General features: G+C 74.4%; 14 protein-coding genes. 3 read left to right on the forward strand and 11 right to left on the reverse strand.

All coding sequences use genetic code 11. The features are described from left to right. Nucleotides 1-82 precede the first annotated feature (82 nt). On the reverse strand, nt 83-1273 hold the full coding sequence (galK, locus tag V6R91_RS05255; RefSeq protein ID WP_378884954.1) for a galactokinase: 1191 nt from the start codon (nt 1271-1273) through the stop codon (nt 83-85). Further along, nucleotides 1270-2454 (reverse strand): galactose-1-phosphate uridylyltransferase, encoded by a 1185-nt coding sequence (gene galT, locus V6R91_RS05260; RefSeq protein ID WP_336395047.1) that lies wholly within the window; start codon nt 2452-2454, stop codon nt 1270-1272. The genes galK and galT overlap by 4 nt, the downstream gene beginning before the upstream one ends. Nucleotides 2455-2576: 122 nt before the next feature. Between galT and V6R91_RS05265 the strand changes: the two genes are divergently transcribed. After that, nucleotides 2577-3572 (forward strand): LacI family DNA-binding transcriptional regulator, encoded by a 996-nt coding sequence (locus V6R91_RS05265; RefSeq protein WP_336394529.1) that lies wholly within the window; start codon nt 2577-2579, stop codon nt 3570-3572. Between the two features lie 224 nt (nt 3573-3796). On the opposite strand, the gene galE is transcribed toward V6R91_RS05265, so the two are convergent. After that, a complete protein-coding gene (gene galE, locus V6R91_RS05270; protein WP_336394530.1) occupies nt 3797-4777 on the reverse strand; it encodes a UDP-glucose 4-epimerase GalE in 981 nt (326 codons plus the stop codon). A 227-nt stretch (nt 4778-5004) separates the two neighbouring features. Next, nucleotides 5005-5706: a ThuA domain-containing protein gene (locus V6R91_RS05275; protein ID WP_336394531.1), complete on the reverse strand. Its 702-nt coding sequence runs from the start codon at nt 5704-5706 to the stop codon at nt 5005-5007. A gap of 74 nt (nt 5707-5780) precedes the next feature. Between V6R91_RS05275 and V6R91_RS05280 the strand changes: the two genes are divergently transcribed. Beyond that, on the forward strand, nt 5781-6911 hold the full coding sequence (locus V6R91_RS05280; RefSeq protein WP_336394532.1) for a glycerate kinase: 1131 nt from the start codon (nt 5781-5783) through the stop codon (nt 6909-6911). A 169-nt stretch (nt 6912-7080) separates the two neighbouring features. Here V6R91_RS05280 and V6R91_RS05285 read toward each other — a convergent pair whose 3' ends face one another. The 7 genes from V6R91_RS05285 to V6R91_RS05315 all read right to left on the reverse strand — a co-directional run bounded on the left by V6R91_RS05285 (nt 7081) and on the right by V6R91_RS05315 (nt 15567). Continuing rightward, entirely contained in the window at nt 7081-8541 is a 1461-nt protein-coding gene (locus V6R91_RS05285) for an aldehyde dehydrogenase (NADP(+)) (protein WP_336394533.1), read from the reverse strand. A 125-nt stretch (nt 8542-8666) separates the two neighbouring features. Next, the gene (locus tag V6R91_RS05290) at nt 8667-9809 is read right to left on the reverse strand and encodes a mandelate racemase/muconate lactonizing enzyme family protein (RefSeq protein WP_336394534.1); all 1143 of its coding nucleotides are present in this window, start codon (nt 9807-9809) and stop codon (nt 8667-8669) included. Next, a complete protein-coding gene (locus V6R91_RS05295; RefSeq protein WP_336394535.1) occupies nt 9806-10708 on the reverse strand; it encodes a 5-dehydro-4-deoxyglucarate dehydratase in 903 nt (300 codons plus the stop codon). Before V6R91_RS05295 ends, V6R91_RS05290 begins: the two co-directional genes overlap by 4 nt. Further along, complete coding sequence (locus V6R91_RS05300; RefSeq protein ID WP_336394536.1) at nt 10705-11655, reverse strand: NAD-dependent epimerase/dehydratase family protein; 951 nt, start codon at nt 11653-11655, stop codon at nt 10705-10707. The genes V6R91_RS05295 and V6R91_RS05300 overlap by 4 nt, the downstream gene beginning before the upstream one ends. Continuing rightward, complete coding sequence (locus tag V6R91_RS05305; RefSeq protein WP_336394537.1) at nt 11652-13007, reverse strand: Gfo/Idh/MocA family protein; 1356 nt, start codon at nt 13005-13007, stop codon at nt 11652-11654. Before V6R91_RS05305 ends, V6R91_RS05300 begins: the two co-directional genes overlap by 4 nt. Nucleotides 13008-13093: 86 nt before the next feature. Continuing rightward, entirely contained in the window at nt 13094-14104 is a 1011-nt protein-coding gene (locus V6R91_RS05310) for a LacI family DNA-binding transcriptional regulator (protein ID WP_336394538.1), read from the reverse strand. 428 nt (nt 14105-14532) lie between these two features. Further along, nucleotides 14533-15567 carry a LacI family DNA-binding transcriptional regulator gene (locus V6R91_RS05315; RefSeq protein ID WP_336394539.1) on the reverse strand — a complete coding sequence of 345 codons (1035 nt, stop codon included), beginning with the start codon at nt 15565-15567 and terminating at the stop codon, nt 14533-14535. A gap of 106 nt (nt 15568-15673) precedes the next feature. On the opposite strand from V6R91_RS05315, the gene V6R91_RS05320 reads away from it, so the two are divergent. Continuing rightward, on the forward strand, nt 15674-17998 hold the full coding sequence (locus tag V6R91_RS05320) for a beta-L-arabinofuranosidase domain-containing protein (RefSeq protein ID WP_336394540.1): 2325 nt from the start codon (nt 15674-15676) through the stop codon (nt 17996-17998). Nucleotides 17999-18085 lie beyond the last annotated feature (87 nt).

Genomic DNA, 18085 nt, shown 5'->3' on the forward strand with positions numbered 1-18085 from the left:
TGTTCACCTGCGCTGGATGCACGCGTCCACGCGGCATCGGCGTACGTTCAGCGCAAGTGAAGCATGAGGCTGTGGGGGCGAGTCAGTCGCGGGCGGCGCCGGCGGACGGGGCCACGGTGAAGATCGTGGGGGCGGCGAAGCCGGCGGACGCGAAGGCGGCGGTGGCGGCATCCGTCACGGCCTGCACCCGATCGCGGGCGACCAGGGCGATCGCCGCACCGCCGAAGCCGCCGCCGGTCATGCGCGCGCCGACCGCGCCGGCCGACAGCGCCGCCTCGACTGCGGTGTCGAGCTCGGGAACCGAGATCTCGAAGTCGTCGCGCATCGACGCGTGCGACGCCACCAGCAGGTCGCCGATCGCGGTCGGCCCCTGCTCGCGGAGCGTTCGGACGGTGTCGAGCACGCGCTGGTTCTCGGTCACGACGTGGCGCACGCGGCGGAGGGTCACGTCGTCGACGAGACCGGCGAGGCGCGGCAGGTCGGCGGGAGTGACGTCGCGCAGCGCCGGAACGCCCAGCGCGGCCGCGCCCCGCTCGCACGCCGCGCGGCGCTCGCCGTAACCCCCCGTGGCGTGGGAGTGCTTCACGCCGGTGTCGATCACGACCAGCTCGAGCCCCGCGTCCGCGAAGCCGAGGTCGATGATCTGCGCCTCGAGCGAGCGGCAGTCCAGGAAGATCGCGGCGTCGGCACGGCCGAGCAGCGACGCCATCTGATCCATGATCCCGGTGGGCGCCCCCACGGCCTCGTTCTCGGCGCGGCGGCCGACCTTGGCGAGGGCGACGCGGTCGAGGTCGACGGCCCAGGTCTCGGCCAGGGCGACGGCGGTCGCTCCCTCGATCGCGGCCGATGACGAGAGGCCGGCGCCGACCGGCACGTCGGACGCGAAGGCGAGGTCGACGCCCGGCACGCGGGACGGATCGATTCCGGATGCCGCGAGCAGCGCCCACGCGACGCCCAGCGGGTAGCGCGCCCACTCGGGGACCTCGTCGCGCCGTTCGGGGAACAGCGTGTGCAGCTCGGCGAGGCCCGCTTCGACGGCGCTGCCGTCGAAGGTCGAGACGACACGGATGCGATGGTCGTCGCGGAGGCCCAGCGCGACGTGCGTCCGGTGCTGGATCGCGAAGGGCAGCACGAACCCGTCGTTGTAGTCGGTGTGCTCGCCGATCAGGTTCACGCGGCCCGGAGCAGACCACGTCCCCGTCGGATCGGCGGCGAAGCGCTCGGCGAACAGGGCGATCGCGGCGTCGGCGGTGCGGGTGTCGGTGGCGCTCACGGGGTCTCCTCGGGGACGGCGGCGACGGCTTCGCGCAGCCTTGCGGCGGCCGTCTCGGGCGGGATGTCGCCGATCCAGGCGCCCATGGCGGCCTCGGAACCGGCGAGGAACTTGAGCTTGTCCGCGGCGCGACGCGGCGACGTCAGCTGCAGGTGCAGTCGGGCGGTGTCGCGGCCACGGTGCACGGGCGCCTGGTGCCAGGCGGCGATGTACGGCGTCGCCGAGTCGTACAGGGCGTCGACGCCGCGGAGCAGCCGCAGATAGAGGGGCGCGAGCTCGTCGCGCTCGGCATCCGTCGTCTCGGCGAAGTCCGCGACGTGACGGTGCGGCAGCAGATGGATCTCGATCGGCCAGCGCGCGGCGAACGGCACGAACGCCGTCCAGTGCTCGCCCTCGAGGATCACGCGCTCGCCCGCACGCTCGAAGGCGAGGATGCGCTCGAACAGGTCGGGGCCCTCGCGATCGATCGACGCGAGCAGGCTCGTCGTGCGGGGCGTGATGTAGGGGTACGCGTAGATCTGCCCGTGCGGGTGGGGGAGCGTGACGCCGATCGCCTCGCCGCGGTTCTCGAACGGGAAGACCTGCTCGATGCCGGGAAGCGCCGACAGGGCCGCGGTCCGGTCGGCCCACGCCTCGATGACGGTGCGCGCCCGTGTCGCCGTGAGCGAGCCGAACGATCCGGCGTGCTCGGGGCTGAAGCACACGACCTCGCAGCGTCCCACGCTCGTGCGCGTGCGGCCGAGCCCGGGGGCGACGAGGTCGTCGAGGTCGCGGGGCGCGTCGACGCCTGCCGGCGCGTCGCCGTGCGCGACCGCCAGGGCGGGCCCGAACGATGGCGACTTGTTCTCGAAGACGGCGACGTCGTAGCTGGACGGGATCTCGGACGGGTTCGTCGGCGTCTGCGGAGCGAGCGGGTCCAGGTGAGCGGGAGGCAGGAACGCACGGTTCTGGCGCGCCGCGGCGATCGAGACCCAGTCGCCGGTCAACACGTCGCGCCGCATCGTCGCGGTCTCGGGCCGCGGTGCGAGCTCACGTGCGTCGACGGCGCGCTCGGCCCCGAGGGTCGTGCCCGGGTCGTCGTAGTAGATGAGCTCCCGGCCGTCGGCCAGTCGCGTTGCGCGCTTGACGACGCCGGCGCTCAGCGCCTGCACGGCCAGCTCTGCCGTCGAGGCGGCGACCATGGGGTCCAAGTCCGGTGTGTTCACGTCAACATGCTAGCTATAGCGCTATGTTAGCGTCAACACGGTTTCGGGATTCGCGCTGCGGTGGCGAGCGCACGGGCCGGGGAGCGAGGAGTTCGAGGATGACGACGAGACGCGTCTCGATGGCGGACGTCGCCGCCCGCGCCGGCGTGTCGGGGCAGACCGTGTCGCGCGTCGTCAACGCCAGCCCTCGCGTCGACCCCGAGACGCGCGCGCGCATCGAGGCGGCGATGGCCGAGCTGGGCTACCGCCCGCACCGTGCCGCCCGGGCGCTGCGCACCGGCCGCACGCAGACGATCGGCCTGGTCGTGTCGACGCTCGCGTCAGTGGGCAACTCCCGCATGCTTCAGGCGGTGGCGGATGCCGCGGCCGCCCGCGGCTACGCCCTCACGGTCGTCACGCTCGGCGCCGAGGGCGACGTCGCCGCCGCGTTCGGGCGGCTCGTCGACCAGGCCGTGGACGGCGCGATCGTGCTGAACGAGGCCACCGAGCGCGTGCGGGAGGCGGACCTGCGCGCGGCGGGGCTGCAGCTCGTGGTGGTCGACTCGCCGCGCGACGACCGCTTCGGTGTCGTCGAGACAGATCACGCCGGCGGTGCGGGCCAGGCCGTCCGGCACCTCCTGGACCTCGGGCACCGGACGGTGCACCATCCCGCCGGACCGGCGGGCTCGTTCGCCGCGGCCGAGCGGGAGCGCGGCTGGCGCGAGGCGCTCGTGCAGGCGGGCGCGGCGGTGCCCCCGGTCGTGCGCGGCGACTGGACGTCCGCGTCGGGGTCGGCTGCGGCATCCGCTCTCGTCGATGCCGGCGCGACCGCCGTCTTCGCCGCGAACGACCAGATGTCGCTCGGGCTGCTGCGGGCCTTCGCCGACGCGGGGCGTGCCGTGCCGGGGGACGTCAGCGTGGTCGGGTTCGACGACGTGGCGGATGCCGCCGACTACCGCCCGCCGCTCACCACGGTGCACCAGGACTTCGACGCGCTCGGCTCGCTCGCGGTGGCCGCGCTCGTCGACGGCATCGAGGCCGGCGCGGCCGCGGCCTTCGTGACCGTGCCGACGCGCCTCGTCGTGCGCGCCAGCACCGCGCCCCCCGCCCGCTGAGGGGCGGGTCCGGGTCGTGGGAGGCGCCGCTTTCGCGTGGCGGGTGGCGCCGCTTTCGGGCTGCGGGTGGCGCCGCTTTCGGGTTGCGGGTCGCGCGGCTCCGGGTCGCGGGTGGCGCGGCTCCGGATTTCGGACTTCGCGAGGGTTTCCGGAGGCTTCGGTGCCCGCGGGTCCGGAAAGCGTGCGGAACTCCGATTTCCGGATCCGCGAATCGGGGGCGGGCGTCAGCCGTGGGCGGCCCGGCGGGCCTCCCAGGCGCTGCGCACCATCTCGTCGACGGTGTAGCGGTTCCTCCAGTCGAGGTCCCGCGCGGCGAGCTCGCCCGTCGCCACGATCCGATCGGGGTCGCCCGGACGGCGCGGCGCGACCTCGGGCGTGAAGTCGATGCCCGTGACGCGCGCCATGGCGTCCATGATCTCGCGGACGCTCAGGCCGTTCTGCGACCCGAGGTTGTACGCGGGCTCGATCGGCGCGCCCGTGAGCAGCCGCTGCGCGGCGGCGACGTGGGCGGCGGCGATGTCGGCGACGTGCACGTAGTCGCGCACATTGGTGCCGTCGGGGGTGTCGTAGTCGTCGCCGTAGATGCGGGGCGTGCGTCCCTCGAGGAGCGCCTCGAACACCAGCGGGAACAGATTGTGCGGGCTGGTGTCGTACACGGCGGGATCGCCGGAGCCGACAACGTTGAAGTAGCGGAGCGCGGTGTGGCGGAGCGGATGCTTCGACTCGGCGGTCGCGACGGCCTGGTCGCGGATGAGCCACTCGCCGATCAGCTTGGACTCGCCGTACGGCGACGCGGGCCGCTTGGGCAGATCCTCGGTGACCAGCGGCGCGTCGGGGGTGCCGTACACCGCCGCGGAGGACGAGAACACCAGGTTCGCGACGTCGGCGACCTGCATCGCCTCGAGGAGCACCCGGGTGCCCTCGACGTTCTGGGCATAGGTGTGCAGCGGCCGCTGGACGGAGACGCCCGCGTACTTGAACCCCGCCAGATGGATCACGCCCTGGGCGCCGTGGTCGCGCAGCGCGCGTTCGACGAGTTCCCGGTCGAGGATCGAACCCTGCACGAAGGGCACGCCGTCAGGCACGAACTCGGCGTGGCCGCTCGAGAGGTCGTCGACGACGACGGGCGCGAGGCCCGCGTCGCCGAGAGCGCGGACGATGTGGGCGCCGATATAGCCGGCGCCTCCGGTCACGAGCCAGGTCATGTCACTCCGGGGGTCGGGGTCGCCGAGCGGCGCCGTCCTCCATTGTGCCCGCTCCGGCCGGATGCCCACGGCCACGGGGCTCGCGCCCGGGCACAGAATCGGAGAACCAGGGCGGCACGCCGGGCTGCGGCATCCGTCTCCCGGCGTGTCGGCCACAGCCTCCGATTCTGTGCGCGGCGCGCGGTGCGCGGTGCGCCGTGCGCCACGGCTGGGCGCCGCGCCGCGGCTCAGGCGCGAGCGGCCCAGCGCGCGGCGCGCTGCAGCAGCCGCACGTGCTCTGGGGAGTCGTAGGCCCGCGCGTCGTGGCCGAGCGACGATACGACCGCCCGCGTCGGGTCTTCGCGGATCCACACCGCCGGGTGGGCGGTGCCATCCACGTCGTGCTCGGCGAGCACGCGGGCGCCGCCGTCGACCGCGAGGTCGCTGTAGCGCTCGTCGAAGACGTCGATGCCCGGCATCCGGTCGGTGATCGGGTGACCGGCGTCGACGATCCGCACGTGCGCGTCGGCGATCGGCGGATGCCACGAGCGTCCCGGCTCCCACTCCCCGCCGATCGCGCGGCGCCACGCCGGGTGGTCGCGAAGCGTCGAGAGCGCGGCATGCACCGCGATGATCCCGATGCCACGCGCGATCGCAGTGGTGAGACCGGCATCGGCGGCCGGGTCGGCGTAGTGCCCGAGCTCGGTGTCGCCGTTCCGCCACGGGTCGCCGGCGTTGACGACCAGCAGATCGAAGCCGTCCAGGTGCGCGAGCGCGTGATCGACGTCGTCGTCCACGGTGACGTCCCACCCGTCGTCACGCAGCAGCGCGGCGATGCGCGCCGAGGTCTCGGAGAACGGATGCCACGGATCGCCGTAGCGGCCGGTGCCGGTGGCGATGGCGGCGCGCGGGGACGCGGGCTGCGCCTGCGACGGGTCCATGGATACCATGATCAGCAGGATAACGCTTTCCGAACCGGTACCCGCCGGTGCAACGCATCGCCGCGCGCGAGGAGAATGGCCGCATGACCCACACCGTCGTGATCGCCCCCGATTCGTTCAAGGGGACCATCGGCGCAGCGGCAGCCGCCGACGCCCTCGGGGCGGGCTGGCGACGCGAGCGACCTCACGATCGGGTGCGGCTCATGCCGATGGCCGACGGCGGCGAGGGCACCGTCGACGCGTTCGCCGCCGCCGTGCCGGGCGCGCGCCGGATGCGGGTGACGGTGACGGGGCCCGAGGGGACGCCTGTCGAGGCATCCTGGGTCCTGCTCCCGCCGAGCGCGGACGCTCCGAACGGAACCGGCGTGGTCGAGCTCGCGAACACCAGCGGCATCGAGCTGCTCGGGACGCCGCCACGGCTGCGACCGTTCGACGCGCACACACGAGGCTTCGGTGAGGGGATCGCCGCCGCGCTGGCCCACGGCGTGTCGCGGCTCGTGCTCGGCATCGGGTCGAGCTCGTCCACCGACGGCGGTGCCGGCCTGCTCGCAGTGCTCGGCGCGCGGATCACGGATGCCTCGGGCGCGCCGATCGCCGACGGCGCGCGCGGGCTCGCCACGGCGTCGTCTGCCGACCTGTCGGGGCTCGCGCCGCTTCCGCCGCACGGTGTGACCGTGCTCAGCGACGTGACGAACCCGCTGCTGGGTGCCCGCGGCGCGGCGGCGGTGTTCGGCCCGCAGAAGGGCGCGAGCCCCGACGACGTCGCCGGGCTCGACGCCGCACTCTCGCGGCTCGCCGGGCTGGACGCCTTCGCGACCATCGATCCCGAGACGCCGGGCGCCGGTGCCGCCGGCGGCACCGGGTTCGGCCTACTGGCCTGGGGCGCGGAGCTCGTGCCCGGCTCGGCCGCCGTCGCGGAGCTCGTGGGACTCGATGCGGCGGTGGCCGCGGCATCCGTCGTCGTCACCGGCGAGGGGTCCTACGACGGGCAGTCCGCCGCCGGAAAAGTGCCCGCCCACGTGGCCGCGGTCGCCCGCGCCGTCGGTGCGCCGGTCGCGCTGGTCGCGGGGCGCATCGCTGCGGACGCCGACGTCTCGGGGTTCGCCGCCACCGCCTCGCTGACCGACCTCGCTGGGTCGGGGGAGGCGGCGATGGCCGACGCCGCGCACTGGCTCGAGCGCGCCGGCGCGGCGCTGGCAGGTTCCCTCACCTGACGCTCCCGGCCGGACGTCGCGCATGAACACCGCGTCCGCGACGAGACACCCGGGCCTGGCGCGGTGTCTCGTCGCGAACGCGGTGTATGCCCTGGAATGCCCGGGCCTGGCGCGGTGTCTCGTCGCGAACGTGGTGTATGCCCTGGAGGGGCGCCGGTTGCAGCGAGGTTCAGGGCACGAGCAGAGCGCCGTTGCGGCGGTGCGGCAGCGTGGCGAGGGCCTCATCCCGCAGCACCTCGGGGAGGAGCGCGGCCGGGGCGTCCTGGAAAACCACAGGCCGCAGGAACCGGCGGATCGCCGTCGCCCCCACGGACGTGTGCAGCGACGTCGTCGCCGGCCACGGGCCGCCGTGCTGCTGCGACCAGGTCACGGCGACACCGGTGGGCCAGCCGGAGAACAGCACGCGTCCGGCCTTGCGTGTGAGCACCTCGAGCACGTCGGCCACCTCGTCGGACGCCTGCGAGTGCAGCGTCGCCGTCAGCGATCCGGGAACCGCCTCCAGCGCAGCGCGCAGGTCGGCGGCCGAGGAGTAGCGCACGAGGAGCGTGACCGGTCCGAAGCACTCCTCGAGCAGCGTCTCGGGGCGAGCGGCGACGGCCGCGGCATCCGTCGACAGCACGATCGGGCGCGCAGACCCCGGCTCTGCGGGCCGGCCCTGGGCGACGACCGCCACGGACGGGTCGGACTCGAGGTGCTCGATGCCCGACGGGAAGGCCTCGGTGATGCGATCGGTGAGCAGGGGTCCGCCGGAGGCGCCGGTGGCGAAGCCCGCCACCAGGTCCTCGAAGCCGGCGCCCTCCGGGACGAACACGACGCCCGGCTTGGTGCAGAACTGGCCGACGCCGAGCGTGAACGAGCCCACCAGGCCCTGCGCGAGCGTCTCGCCGCGCTCTGCGATCGCCGCTTCGGTGATGACCACCGGGTTCACCGATCCCAGCTCGCCGTAGAACGGGATGGGGTCGGGGCGTCCGGCGGCGAGGTCGAAGAGCGCGCGTCCGCCGCCGAGCGATCCGGTGAACCCTGCGGCTTGGATGACCGGATGCTGCACCAGTGCGTTGCCGGCCTCGCGGCCTTCGACGAGAGCGAGCGAGCCTTCGGGCGCACCCGCGGCGATGAGGGCGGCCGCGACGATCTCGGCGGTGCGCCGCGAGAGCCGCGGGTGTCCGGAGTGCGCCTTGACGATGACGGGGTTGCCGGAGGCCAGCGCGGACGCGGTGTCGCCACCGGCGACCGAGAACGCGAACGGGAAGTTCGACGCCGAGAACACCGCCACCGGTCCCACCCCGACCAGCATGCGCCGCAGCTCCGGGCGCGGCGGCACGGCGGCCGGGTCGGCGTCGTCGACGGTCAGCTCGAGGTACGAGCCCTCCTCGACGACGCTCGCGAACAGGCGCAGCTGCCCGGTGGTGCGGCCGACCTCGCCGCGCAGGCGCGTCGCGCCGAGCCGGGTCTCCTCGTCGGCGATCGCGACCAGCTCGTCGACGTGGACATCGAGCGCGTCAGCGGCGGCGCGGAGCCAGGACGCGCGGGTCGCGGCGTCCGCCGCGCGCCACACCGGAGCGGCTGCGGCCGCCGCGGCGGCCAGGCTGTCGAGCTCGGTCGTGGAGGTGGTCGTGACGGCGGTGGTCATCGGGGTTCCTTTCGTGCGGTGCATCGCTCGCCCGGTCCGTCGTGCTCGTCCGTCGCAGGCGTACGCGGATCACGGGTGACGGCGGACAGGCGCGGCGAACGAACCAGGGGGGCGGGAGACGGGAGTCATGAGAATCGGATGCCGAGGCCGGCGTGGGGGACGTCGGTGAGGGTGCCGTCGGCGATGCGCACCGGGGATGCGTCGCGGAGGGCGCCGAGGGAGGCGAAACCGGCGTCCTCGACGTCCTCGACCATGGGCTCGGCGACGCCGGGCACGGCGCGCAGGCACAGCGCGAGCTGGCCCGAGAGCTCCGGCAGCAGATGGGGGTGCAGGGCCGCGCCGTACTCGGCGGCGATCGCCGCGATGCCGAGGAACGGCGTGATCCCGCCGACGCGCACCACGTTGGGCTGCACGATCTGCGCGGCGCCCAGCCGCAGGAAGTCGTCGAAGCGGTAGACGTTGTGCAGGTTCTCGCCCACGGCGATCGGGATCCCGCTCGAGGCGGCGAGGCGCTGGGACAGTTCGACGTGCCCGTACAGGTCGTCGGCGCGCAGCGGCTCCTCGATCCACGCTGGCGACACCTCGGCGAGCACCTCCAGCGAGCGCGTGGCGCGGTCGAGCTCCCATCGCTGGTTCGCGTCGATCATGAGCGCGCGGTCCGGGCCGAGCACCTCGCGGACGGCCCGCAGGCGCTCGAGGTCCTCCGCGACATCGGGCTTGCCGACCTTGACCTTCACGGCGCCGAAGCCGGCGTCGACCCAGCGTCGCGCCTGGGCGACGAGCTCATCCTGCGTGTAGTGCAGGTTCACGCCCGAGCCGTAGGCCGTCACCCGTTCGCGCTGGGCGCCGAGGAAGCCGGTCAGCGACGTCCCGGCGGCGCGGGTCGCGGCATCCCACAGTGCGAGGTCGAGGCCCGCCTGCGCGATCGTCGTGATCCCGCCCCCTCCCGCCTCGTGGAGGTGCTGCCACAGCGTGAGCCACTCGGCGCCCGGGTCGGCGGTGCGCCCGATGGCGAAGGCCGCGATGTCGTTCGCGAGCAGGGCGTGGACCGCCTCGGCACCGATCTGCGGCGTCCACGCGAAGCCCCAGCCCTCGGCGCCGTCCGACCGCACCACGTGCGTGGCGATGACGCCCACCGACGTGACGTCCGCGGCCCACGGGCGCGTCAGGGCGATCCGGACCAGACGCGCGTCGAAGGCGGCGATCGTCGGTGCGGCCTCGAACGCCGCGCCCGCGGCATCCGACACGGCCTCGCGAGCGCGGGTCATGGCAGCAGCGCCCGTCCCGCCTCGAGGATCTCGGCCAGGCGCTCCTCCTGCGCCGGGGTCGGGTCGACGAGCGGCGCACGCACGGAGCCGACCGGGAGCCCGCCGAGCCGCAGGCCCGTCTTGATGAGCGAGACGCCGAAGCCCGGGGTCTCATCGCGCAGCTGCACGAGGGGCGAGTAGAAGCCGTCGAGCAGCTCCGCGCGGCGCACCTCGTCGCCGTCGACGTACGCGCGGTAGTACGCCCCCGCGACCTCGGGGATCATCGCGAACGCCGCCGACGAGTACAGCGGGATGCCGATGCCCCGGTACGCGCCCTGCGTCAGCTCGGCGGTCAGCAGGCCGTTGAAGAAGGCGAAGTCGTCGCGACCCTCCGCGGCGACGGCGCGCACGATCTGCTGCGCGAGGCCGACATCGCCGACCCCGTCCTTGAAGCCGACGACCTTCGGGTTGCGCGCCAGGCGGCGCACCGAGTCGACGGAGTACTGGGCGTTGCCGCGGTGGTAGATCACGACGGGGAGATCGGATGCCGCGGCCACCGCCTCGACGTACGCCACCAGTCCCGCCTGCGGGCCGCCGACGAGGTAGGGCGGCAGCACGAGCAGCGCATCTGCTCCGGCATCGGCGGCCGCGCGGGCGAGCGTCGTCGCGTGGCCGAGCGGGCCGCCGGTGCCGGCGACGACGGGCACGCGGCCGGCGACGGTCTCGGTCGCGACCTGCACGACGCGTGTCGCCTCGTCGGTGGACAGCGCGTGGAACTCGCCCGTGCCGCACGCCGGGAACACGCCGCCGGGTGAGTGCTCGAGCGTCGTGGCGATGTGGGTGCGCAGCAGGTCCTCGTCGACGCGTCCCTGGGCGTCGAACGGCGTGACGGGGAAGAAGAGGATGCCGTCGAAGTTCACGCCAGCACGTCCTTTCGGGCGAGGTCGGAAGAGGGGGCAGGGTCGTACGCGGGCTCGCCGAGCTCGCCGCGCCAGGTGTGCGCGGGACGCCAGCCGAGCACGCGACGGGCTTTGGCGTTGGAGAACGCGGGGGCCGTGCCCGTCAGCTCGGCGGCGAGGTCCTCGGTGCCGGGGACGAACCGGGGCAGCAGCTCGGCGAGCGGCCGGCGCGCCAGCGCGTCGTCGGCGCCGACGAAGAACACCTCGGCGTTCGGGATCTCGGGCAGGGCCAGCAGCAGCGTATCGACGAACGTGGCGACGTCGCGGGCATCGACGTAGTTGAAGAGGGCGGGCGCCGACAGCGCCGGATCCGCCAGCCGCTCGTGCACCGTGTGGCCCTGCTGCGTGAGGGCGCCCTGCCACTCCTCGGGCGCGATGACGTAGCAGGGGCGGAAGGCCGCGAAGCGGACGGCGTCGCCGGTCTGGCGGGCGAGCATCGCGATGGTCTGCTCGGCGAGGTGCTTGGACAGCGCGTAGGCATTCCAGGGCTTCGGCGTCGACTCCTCGTCGAGAGGGAGCCGCTCGGGCAGCCACCCGGTGGGCGCGCCGTAGCCCAGCACCGTGGGGCTCGACGCGGTCACGATCCTGCGGATGCCCGCGTGCGCGCCGGCCGAGAGCACGTTGAGCGCCATCGTCGCGTTCGTGCGGAGGATCACATCCTCTGGTGCGCTGAACGGCACCGCGATGGCGGCGAGGTGGATGAGCGCGTCCGCCCGCGTGCCGGCGATCGCGCGGGCGGCGGCATCCGTCTCGGTGAGGTCCACGGCGACCTGCTCGACGTCGCCCAGCTCGGGGGCATCAGACACGGCGCGATCGAGCGACACCAGCTCATGACCCGCCGCCGCGAGTCCCGCGACGAGGCTGCGGCCGAGGCGTCCCGCGCCGCCGGTGACGGCGATCCGGCTCATGCGCGGACCGCGGCCGCTTCGGCGGCGGGCGTGGTGAGGAGGCGGATGCCGAGCTCGGCGACCTGGACGGGGAGCCCGGTCTCGAGCGAGCGGTTGCCGGCGATGCCGACGGCGATGGAGCGGACGCCGTCGCGCCAGTCGGCGGGGCGGGCCAGCGGGTCGTCGCCGGGACCTTCGAACACGTCGGCCAGGAGCAGGGCGTCGCCGCCGCCGTGGCCGTCGCTGTTGCCCTCGAGCGGCACCTCGTAGGCCGCCTCCCAGTGCCGCTGCACGATGAGCCGCTCGCCTTCGGGGCGGAGCGATCCGGATGCGCCGGCGTGGACGGCGGACGGGTCGAGCACGGGGTGCAGGCCCTCGTCGGCGAGCACGGCACCGCGCTCGACGACCTCGAGCTCGGCGCGGCCGAGCGTGCCGTTGACCGCGACCCGGTAGCCCTCCCACGGCGCGTGGGCGTTCAGCGAGTACGACAGGGTCGCGCCGGAGGCGTAGTCCACGACCAGGGCGAGGTTGTCCTCGATGGTGATGCCCTCGCCGAACACGTCCCGGTCGCGCAGGTAGCCGTCGTGCTGCTCCGCGTCCAGGTAGAGCGCCTTGAGGCGCTCGTCGTCGCGCAGGTCCAGCTCGAACGCGTCGGCACCGTCGTGGGTGCCGCGGGCGGGACGGTTCCCGATGCCGCGGGCCGCGGCGTTGTCGGCCCCGTAGAAGCGGAGGCCGCCCGACGCGTAGACGCGCCGGGGCGCGGAGCGGATCCACCAGTTCACCAGATCGAAGTGGTGGCTGGCCTTGTGGACCAGCAGGCCCCCGGAGTGCTCCTTCTCGCGGTGCCACCGGCGGAAGTAGTCCGCCCCGTGCTTGGTGTCCAGCACCCACGAGAAGTCCACGCTCGTGACCTCGCCGATGACGCCGTCCTGGATGACCTGGCGCAGCGCGGAGTTGCGCGGGGAGTAGCGGTAGTTGAAGGTGATGACGACCTCGCGGCCGGTGCGGTCGATGGCGTCCTCGATCGCCGCAGCGGACGGCCCGTCGATGGTCAGCGGCTTCTCGACGACGACGTCGGCGCCGGCATCCAGCGACCTGACGATCAACGGCGCGTGCAGGTCGTCGCGCGCGCAGATCACCACGCGGTCCACCCGCTGCTCGCGGACCATCGCCTCGAGGTCGTCCGGGCCGTACACCGCGGGCGCGGGCAGGCCCGCTTCGGTGACGCGGTCGACGTAGTACTGCGCGCGCACCGGGTTGGGCTCGCAGATCGCCACGAGCGCCGCGTCGTCCGCGTAGCGCCCGATGATCGCGTCGACGTACATCTGAGCGCGGTGTCCCGCACCGACGAGGGCATACCGGCGGTGGCTCATCTCTCTCCTTCAGGAAACGTTTTCTCAGGATAGCACGGGGCCCGTGGGGCCGTCCTCGAAACCGGATCAGTGCCGCGGTGCCGGCGTCACGCGGCGGCGGGTCCCGTCGTTCCCCGGACGGTGACCTCGGGGAGGAGGGTGAGCGGATGCCCCGGCTCCGCGCCTTCCAGCAGCTGCCGCATCCGCGCCCATGCCTGTGCGCCGAGCTCGGCGGCGGGCACGGCCGCCGTCGTCAGGGGCGGAGTCGTGTACCGGGCGAACGGGATGTCGTCGAAGCCCACGATCGACAGGTCGGCCGGGACGCGGCATCCGCGGGCCTGCACGGCGCTCAAGAGACCCATCGCGACGAGATCGTTGAAGGCGAGCGCGGCCGTCGCACCCGAGGCGAGCACGTCGTCGCCGGCGGCGGCGCCCGACTCGAAGTCGACGCCGCAGGGGATCTCGGTGACGTCGGTGTCGGGGTGCGCGGCCACGAAGCCGGCGATCGCCTCGAGCCGGGCCGCGTTCGCCACGCTGCGCGGGGCTCCCGCCAGGAACACGATGCGGCGGTGACCGAGTGCGTGGAGGTGCGCGAGCTCGGCGGCCAGCGCGCTGCGGTAGTCCGCACGCACGCTCGGCACGTCGCCCGACGCGCGGTTGATCAGCACGACGGGGCGCAGGCCCCCCACGAGGCGGTCGAGCTCGTCCTGCGGCAGGCGCGGCGAGCACAGGATGACGCCGTCGGTGCGGCGCCGCGTCGCGCCGGCGAGGACGCGCTCCTCGTCGACGGACTCCGCCGAGTCGGCGACGAGCACGTGGTAGTCGTCAGCGGCGGCGGCACGGCTGAGCCCGCGGAGGATCGCCTGGAACGTGGGGTTGCCGAGGTCGGGAACGACGACCGCCACCGTCTGCGTGCGCCCGAGCACCAGGCTGCGCGCGACGGGGCTCGCGGTGTAGTCGAGGGCGGCCGCGGCATCCTTCACCCGCTCCGCGAGAGCCGGATCGACGGTCGGGTTGCCGTTCAGCGCGCGCGACACCGTCGACAGCGACACGCCGGCGCGAGCGGCGACGTCGGCGATGGTGACGCGCGATCCGTCGGCGCGTGGCGGGCGAGGCATCGGGTGCTCCTTCGGTCCGGGGCGCGCTCAGCCTACCCGGAAACGTTTCCCCGCCCGCGGTGGGGAGGGGTCGCGCACTCTGGGGGTTGTGGGCCCTGCCGTCCGGGGGCTCGGGGGTTCGTGCGCGTGCCCTTTCGCGGGCTCGGGGGCTCGGGTCTCGCGCGCGTGCCCTTTTGCGGATCCGGAATTCGGACTTCTCGCCGGTTTCCGGATCGCGCGCGGCATCTCGATCCGAAAACCAGCGGATTCTCCGAATCTCGGATCGTGCGCGCAGGCGCCACAGCGGCGCAAGACGGGCGACGGATGCCTCGACCCGGCGACCTCGCGACCCCGCGCCCGGCGGCCCGCGAACCGGCGCCCGGCGTCCCCGCGACCCCGCGACACGGCGCCCGGCGACGCGGCGCCCGGCGGCGCGTCGCCCGGCGGGGTCAGGCCCGCGGCGGCGTGCTGCCGCGGAGGATCACCTCGAGGGGCAGGGACGGCTCGTCGTCCTCCCACTCCGCGTCGGTCGCGGCGTGCAGGGCGCGGTAGCCGAGGTCCTCGAGCGGGACGCGGACCGTGGTGAGCCCGGGGCGGATGTCGCGGCCGGTCGCGATGTCGTCGAAGCCGGCGACGGCGATGTCGTCGCCGACTCTGCGCCCGGCGTCGCGCACGGCGGACATGACGCCGATGGCCACGACGTCGCTGATGCCGAAGATCAGGGTGCCGGCGGGCACGTCGCCCTGCAGCAGCTCGGTGGCGGCGGCATAGCCCGCGTCGCGCGTGAAGCCCCCGCGGCGCACCTCACGCACGGTGCCGCCGGCGGACGTGAAGCCCTCGGTGAAGCCGGCGATGCGGTCGTCCGAGGTGCGGATGCCCTCAGATGCCGCGACCACGATCGCGTCGCGATAGCCGACGCCCGCCAGCTGGGCGCCGAGCGCGGCCGAGCCGCCGCGGTTGTCGACGGCGACCGACCGGGCGGACCCGCCGCCGGGCCCGACCACGACGACCCGCCCGCCCATCTGCGAGAAGGCGTCGAGCTCGCCCTGGAGTCCCACCGCGTCGGGGCCCTCCACGCGGGAGGCCGCGAGGATGAGGCCGCGCGGGCGCTGGCCGCGCAGCGCGCGGACGAGCTTGACCTCGCGCTGCGGGTCGCGCTCGGTGATGGCGATGGTCACCACGAGGCCGGCCTCGTCGGCACCCCGCGCCACGCCGGACGCGAGCTGGCCGAAGTACGGGTCGGCGATGTCGGCCACGAGGAGGGCGACGATCGCGGCCGTGCCGCGCGCGGTCGCCTGCGCCGACAGGTTCGCCGTGTAGCCGAGCTTGTCGGCGGCGGCCTGGACGCGCTCGCGGTAGCTCTCGGCGACCTTGCGGGTCGAGCCGTTGAGCACACGCGACGCGGTCGCGAGCGAGACTCCGGCCTCGCGCGCGACGTCGTGAAGGGTGGCGGCGCCTCGGGTCGGCGCGATGATGTCGCTCACGAGCCAGAGTCTAGGCCCTGTGTCCGGTTCGAGCACTAGATTGGGAAGCGGTTTCCCAATCCTGCTCGAGATCCTCTCGGCAACAGCGTCGTCCCCGAGGAGCACCATGACACGACCCGCCGCATCGAGCGTCGCGCTGCCCGCCACCGTTCCCTTCGCACCACCCGCGCGCGTGCGCCTCGCGCCCGGCCTCGACCTCGACGCGCAGCGCACCGTGAGCGCGACGCTGCAGCGGCTGGATCCCGAGCGGCTCCTCGCCCCGTTCCGTCGGGAGGCCGGCCTCGCCCAGCACGCCGAGCCGTACGGAGGGTGGGAGTCCGATGGGCTCGACGGTCACACCGCCGGCCACGTCCTGTCGGCCGCGAGCACGCTGGCCGCCGCGGGGGACGAGGCCGCCGCACAGCTCGCACGAACGCTGGTGCGCGGCATCCGTCACTGTCAGCTCGCGCGCGGCAGCGGCTACGTCGGCGGCGTGCCGGACGGAGAGGCGCTGTGGGACGAGCTGCGCGCCGGCCGGGTGGAGGCGGGCGCCTTCCACCTCAACGGGCGGTGGGTGCCGCTGTACAACCTGCACAAGACCCTCGCCGGGCTCATCGACGCCGCCGAGCTGACCGGCGACCCCGACGCGCGGGCGACGCTCGACGACCTCGGTGCGTGGTGGCTCCGCGTGACCGGCGAGCTCGGGGACGACACGTTCGAGCCCATCCTCGACTGCGAGTTCGGGGGCATGACCGAGGCCTTCGCGCGGCTGGCGCTGCTCACGCGCGAGCCCGCCCATCTGCATCTCGCCCGCCGCTTCGTGCGTCGCGGGCTGGCCGAACCGCTGGCTGCGGGACGCGACGAGCTCGACGGGCTGCATGCCAACACGCAGATCCCGGTGGTCGTCGGATTCGCCACCATCGAGCGTGCGGCCCGCGAGCTCGCGCCGGAGCTCCTGACCGTAATCGAGGCGCGCGAGGGTGCCGCGGCCCGTTTCTTCTTCGAGCGCGTCGCCCGCCGTCGCAGCGCCGCAATCGGCGGCAACAGCGTGCGCGAGCACTTCCCGCAGGACCTCTCCAGCATGCTCACGGCGCGCGAGGGGCCGGAGACGTGCAACACGCACAACATGGTCAAGCTCGCTGCCGAGCTGCATCAGCTCACCGGCGACGACGCATACGTGCTGTGGGCGGAGCGGGCCCGCGCGAACCACCTGCGCTCAGCGCAGCATCCGGTCCACGGCGGACTCGTGTACTTCACGCCGCAGCGGCCCGCGCACTACCGCGTCTACTCGCCCGAGGCCGAGGGATTCTGGTGCTGCATGGGCTCGGGCTTCGAGGCGCAGTCGCGCCACGCCGCGCTGGTCTACTCCGTCGCACCGGACGAGGTGCGCGTCAACGCGCTCGTGCCGTCGCGGTTCGAGTCCGACGGGGCCGAGGTCGTGATCGCCGTCGACGACCGCTCCGACGCCGCGGCCGTGGACGTCACGCTCCGCGTGCGGGCCGCCGGCCCCACCCGCGTGGCCGCGCTGGTCCCCGGCTGGGTCGACGGCGACGCGCTCGCGACCATCGCCGAGGGGGTGACGGATGCCGCCCCGCGGCGCGCACCCGCCGGCTCGCGGCTGCGGTTCGACGCGGCGGAGGGCGAGACGGTCGTGCAGCTGTCGCTCGCGCGCAGCCTGCGCTGGGAGCGCGCGGCGGACGGGTCGGACTGGGCGTGGATCGTCGACGGCCCCGATGTGCTCGCGCACCGCGTGCCCGACGACGCGGTCGCCTACCGCGGCACCGGCGCACGCATGGGGCACATCGCGGTCGGCGCGCTCCGCCCGCTCGCCGGCGCACCGGTGCTGACAGCCGACGCCCTCGAGCACGCCGTCCGGCTCGGCCCGGGCTCGGTGCGCGTGCCCACCGCGGACGGCGGCAGCGTCGATCTCGAGCCGTTCGCCGGGGTCCACGACGCCCGCTACATCGTGGCGTGGCCGCTCGCCGCCGACCCCCGGGACGTGCCGGCCCGGCGGGCGGCGCTCGAGCGGATCGACACCGCCTCGCTCGGTCTCGAAGCCCGCACCCGGGACGTCGTCGCATTCGGTGAGCAGCAGCCGGAGTCCGACCACGCCCTCACGGCCACCGACGAGGAGATCGGCGTGCGCGGCGACACCCGCTGGCGTCGGACCCGCGGCACGATTGCGGTGACGCTGCGCGACTGGAGCGGCACGGCCGACGCGCTGCGACTGTCGTGGCTCGGCGGCGACGAGGACTCCCGCGTGCGTGTCGTCGTGGCCGGCGCGGTGGTGCTCGACGAGGTCGTGCCGGCGTCGTCGAGCGACGGGACGCGCGAGGTGCCGCTCGGCGACGCGACCGGCGCGTTGGATCTGCCGGTGCGCATCGAGGCGGCGGGCTCGGCCACCCCGCGTCTGACCGAGCTCCGCGCGCTCGCCGCGGCGTCGGACCGCTGACCGCAGCGGCCGCACAGCCACGCGGCCGCCCGCGATCACCGAAGACGCGACCCGCCGATCACGGTGTGCCCGGTGAGCGGATCACGG

The organism is Microbacterium sp. CCNWLW41, from assembly GCF_037083505.1.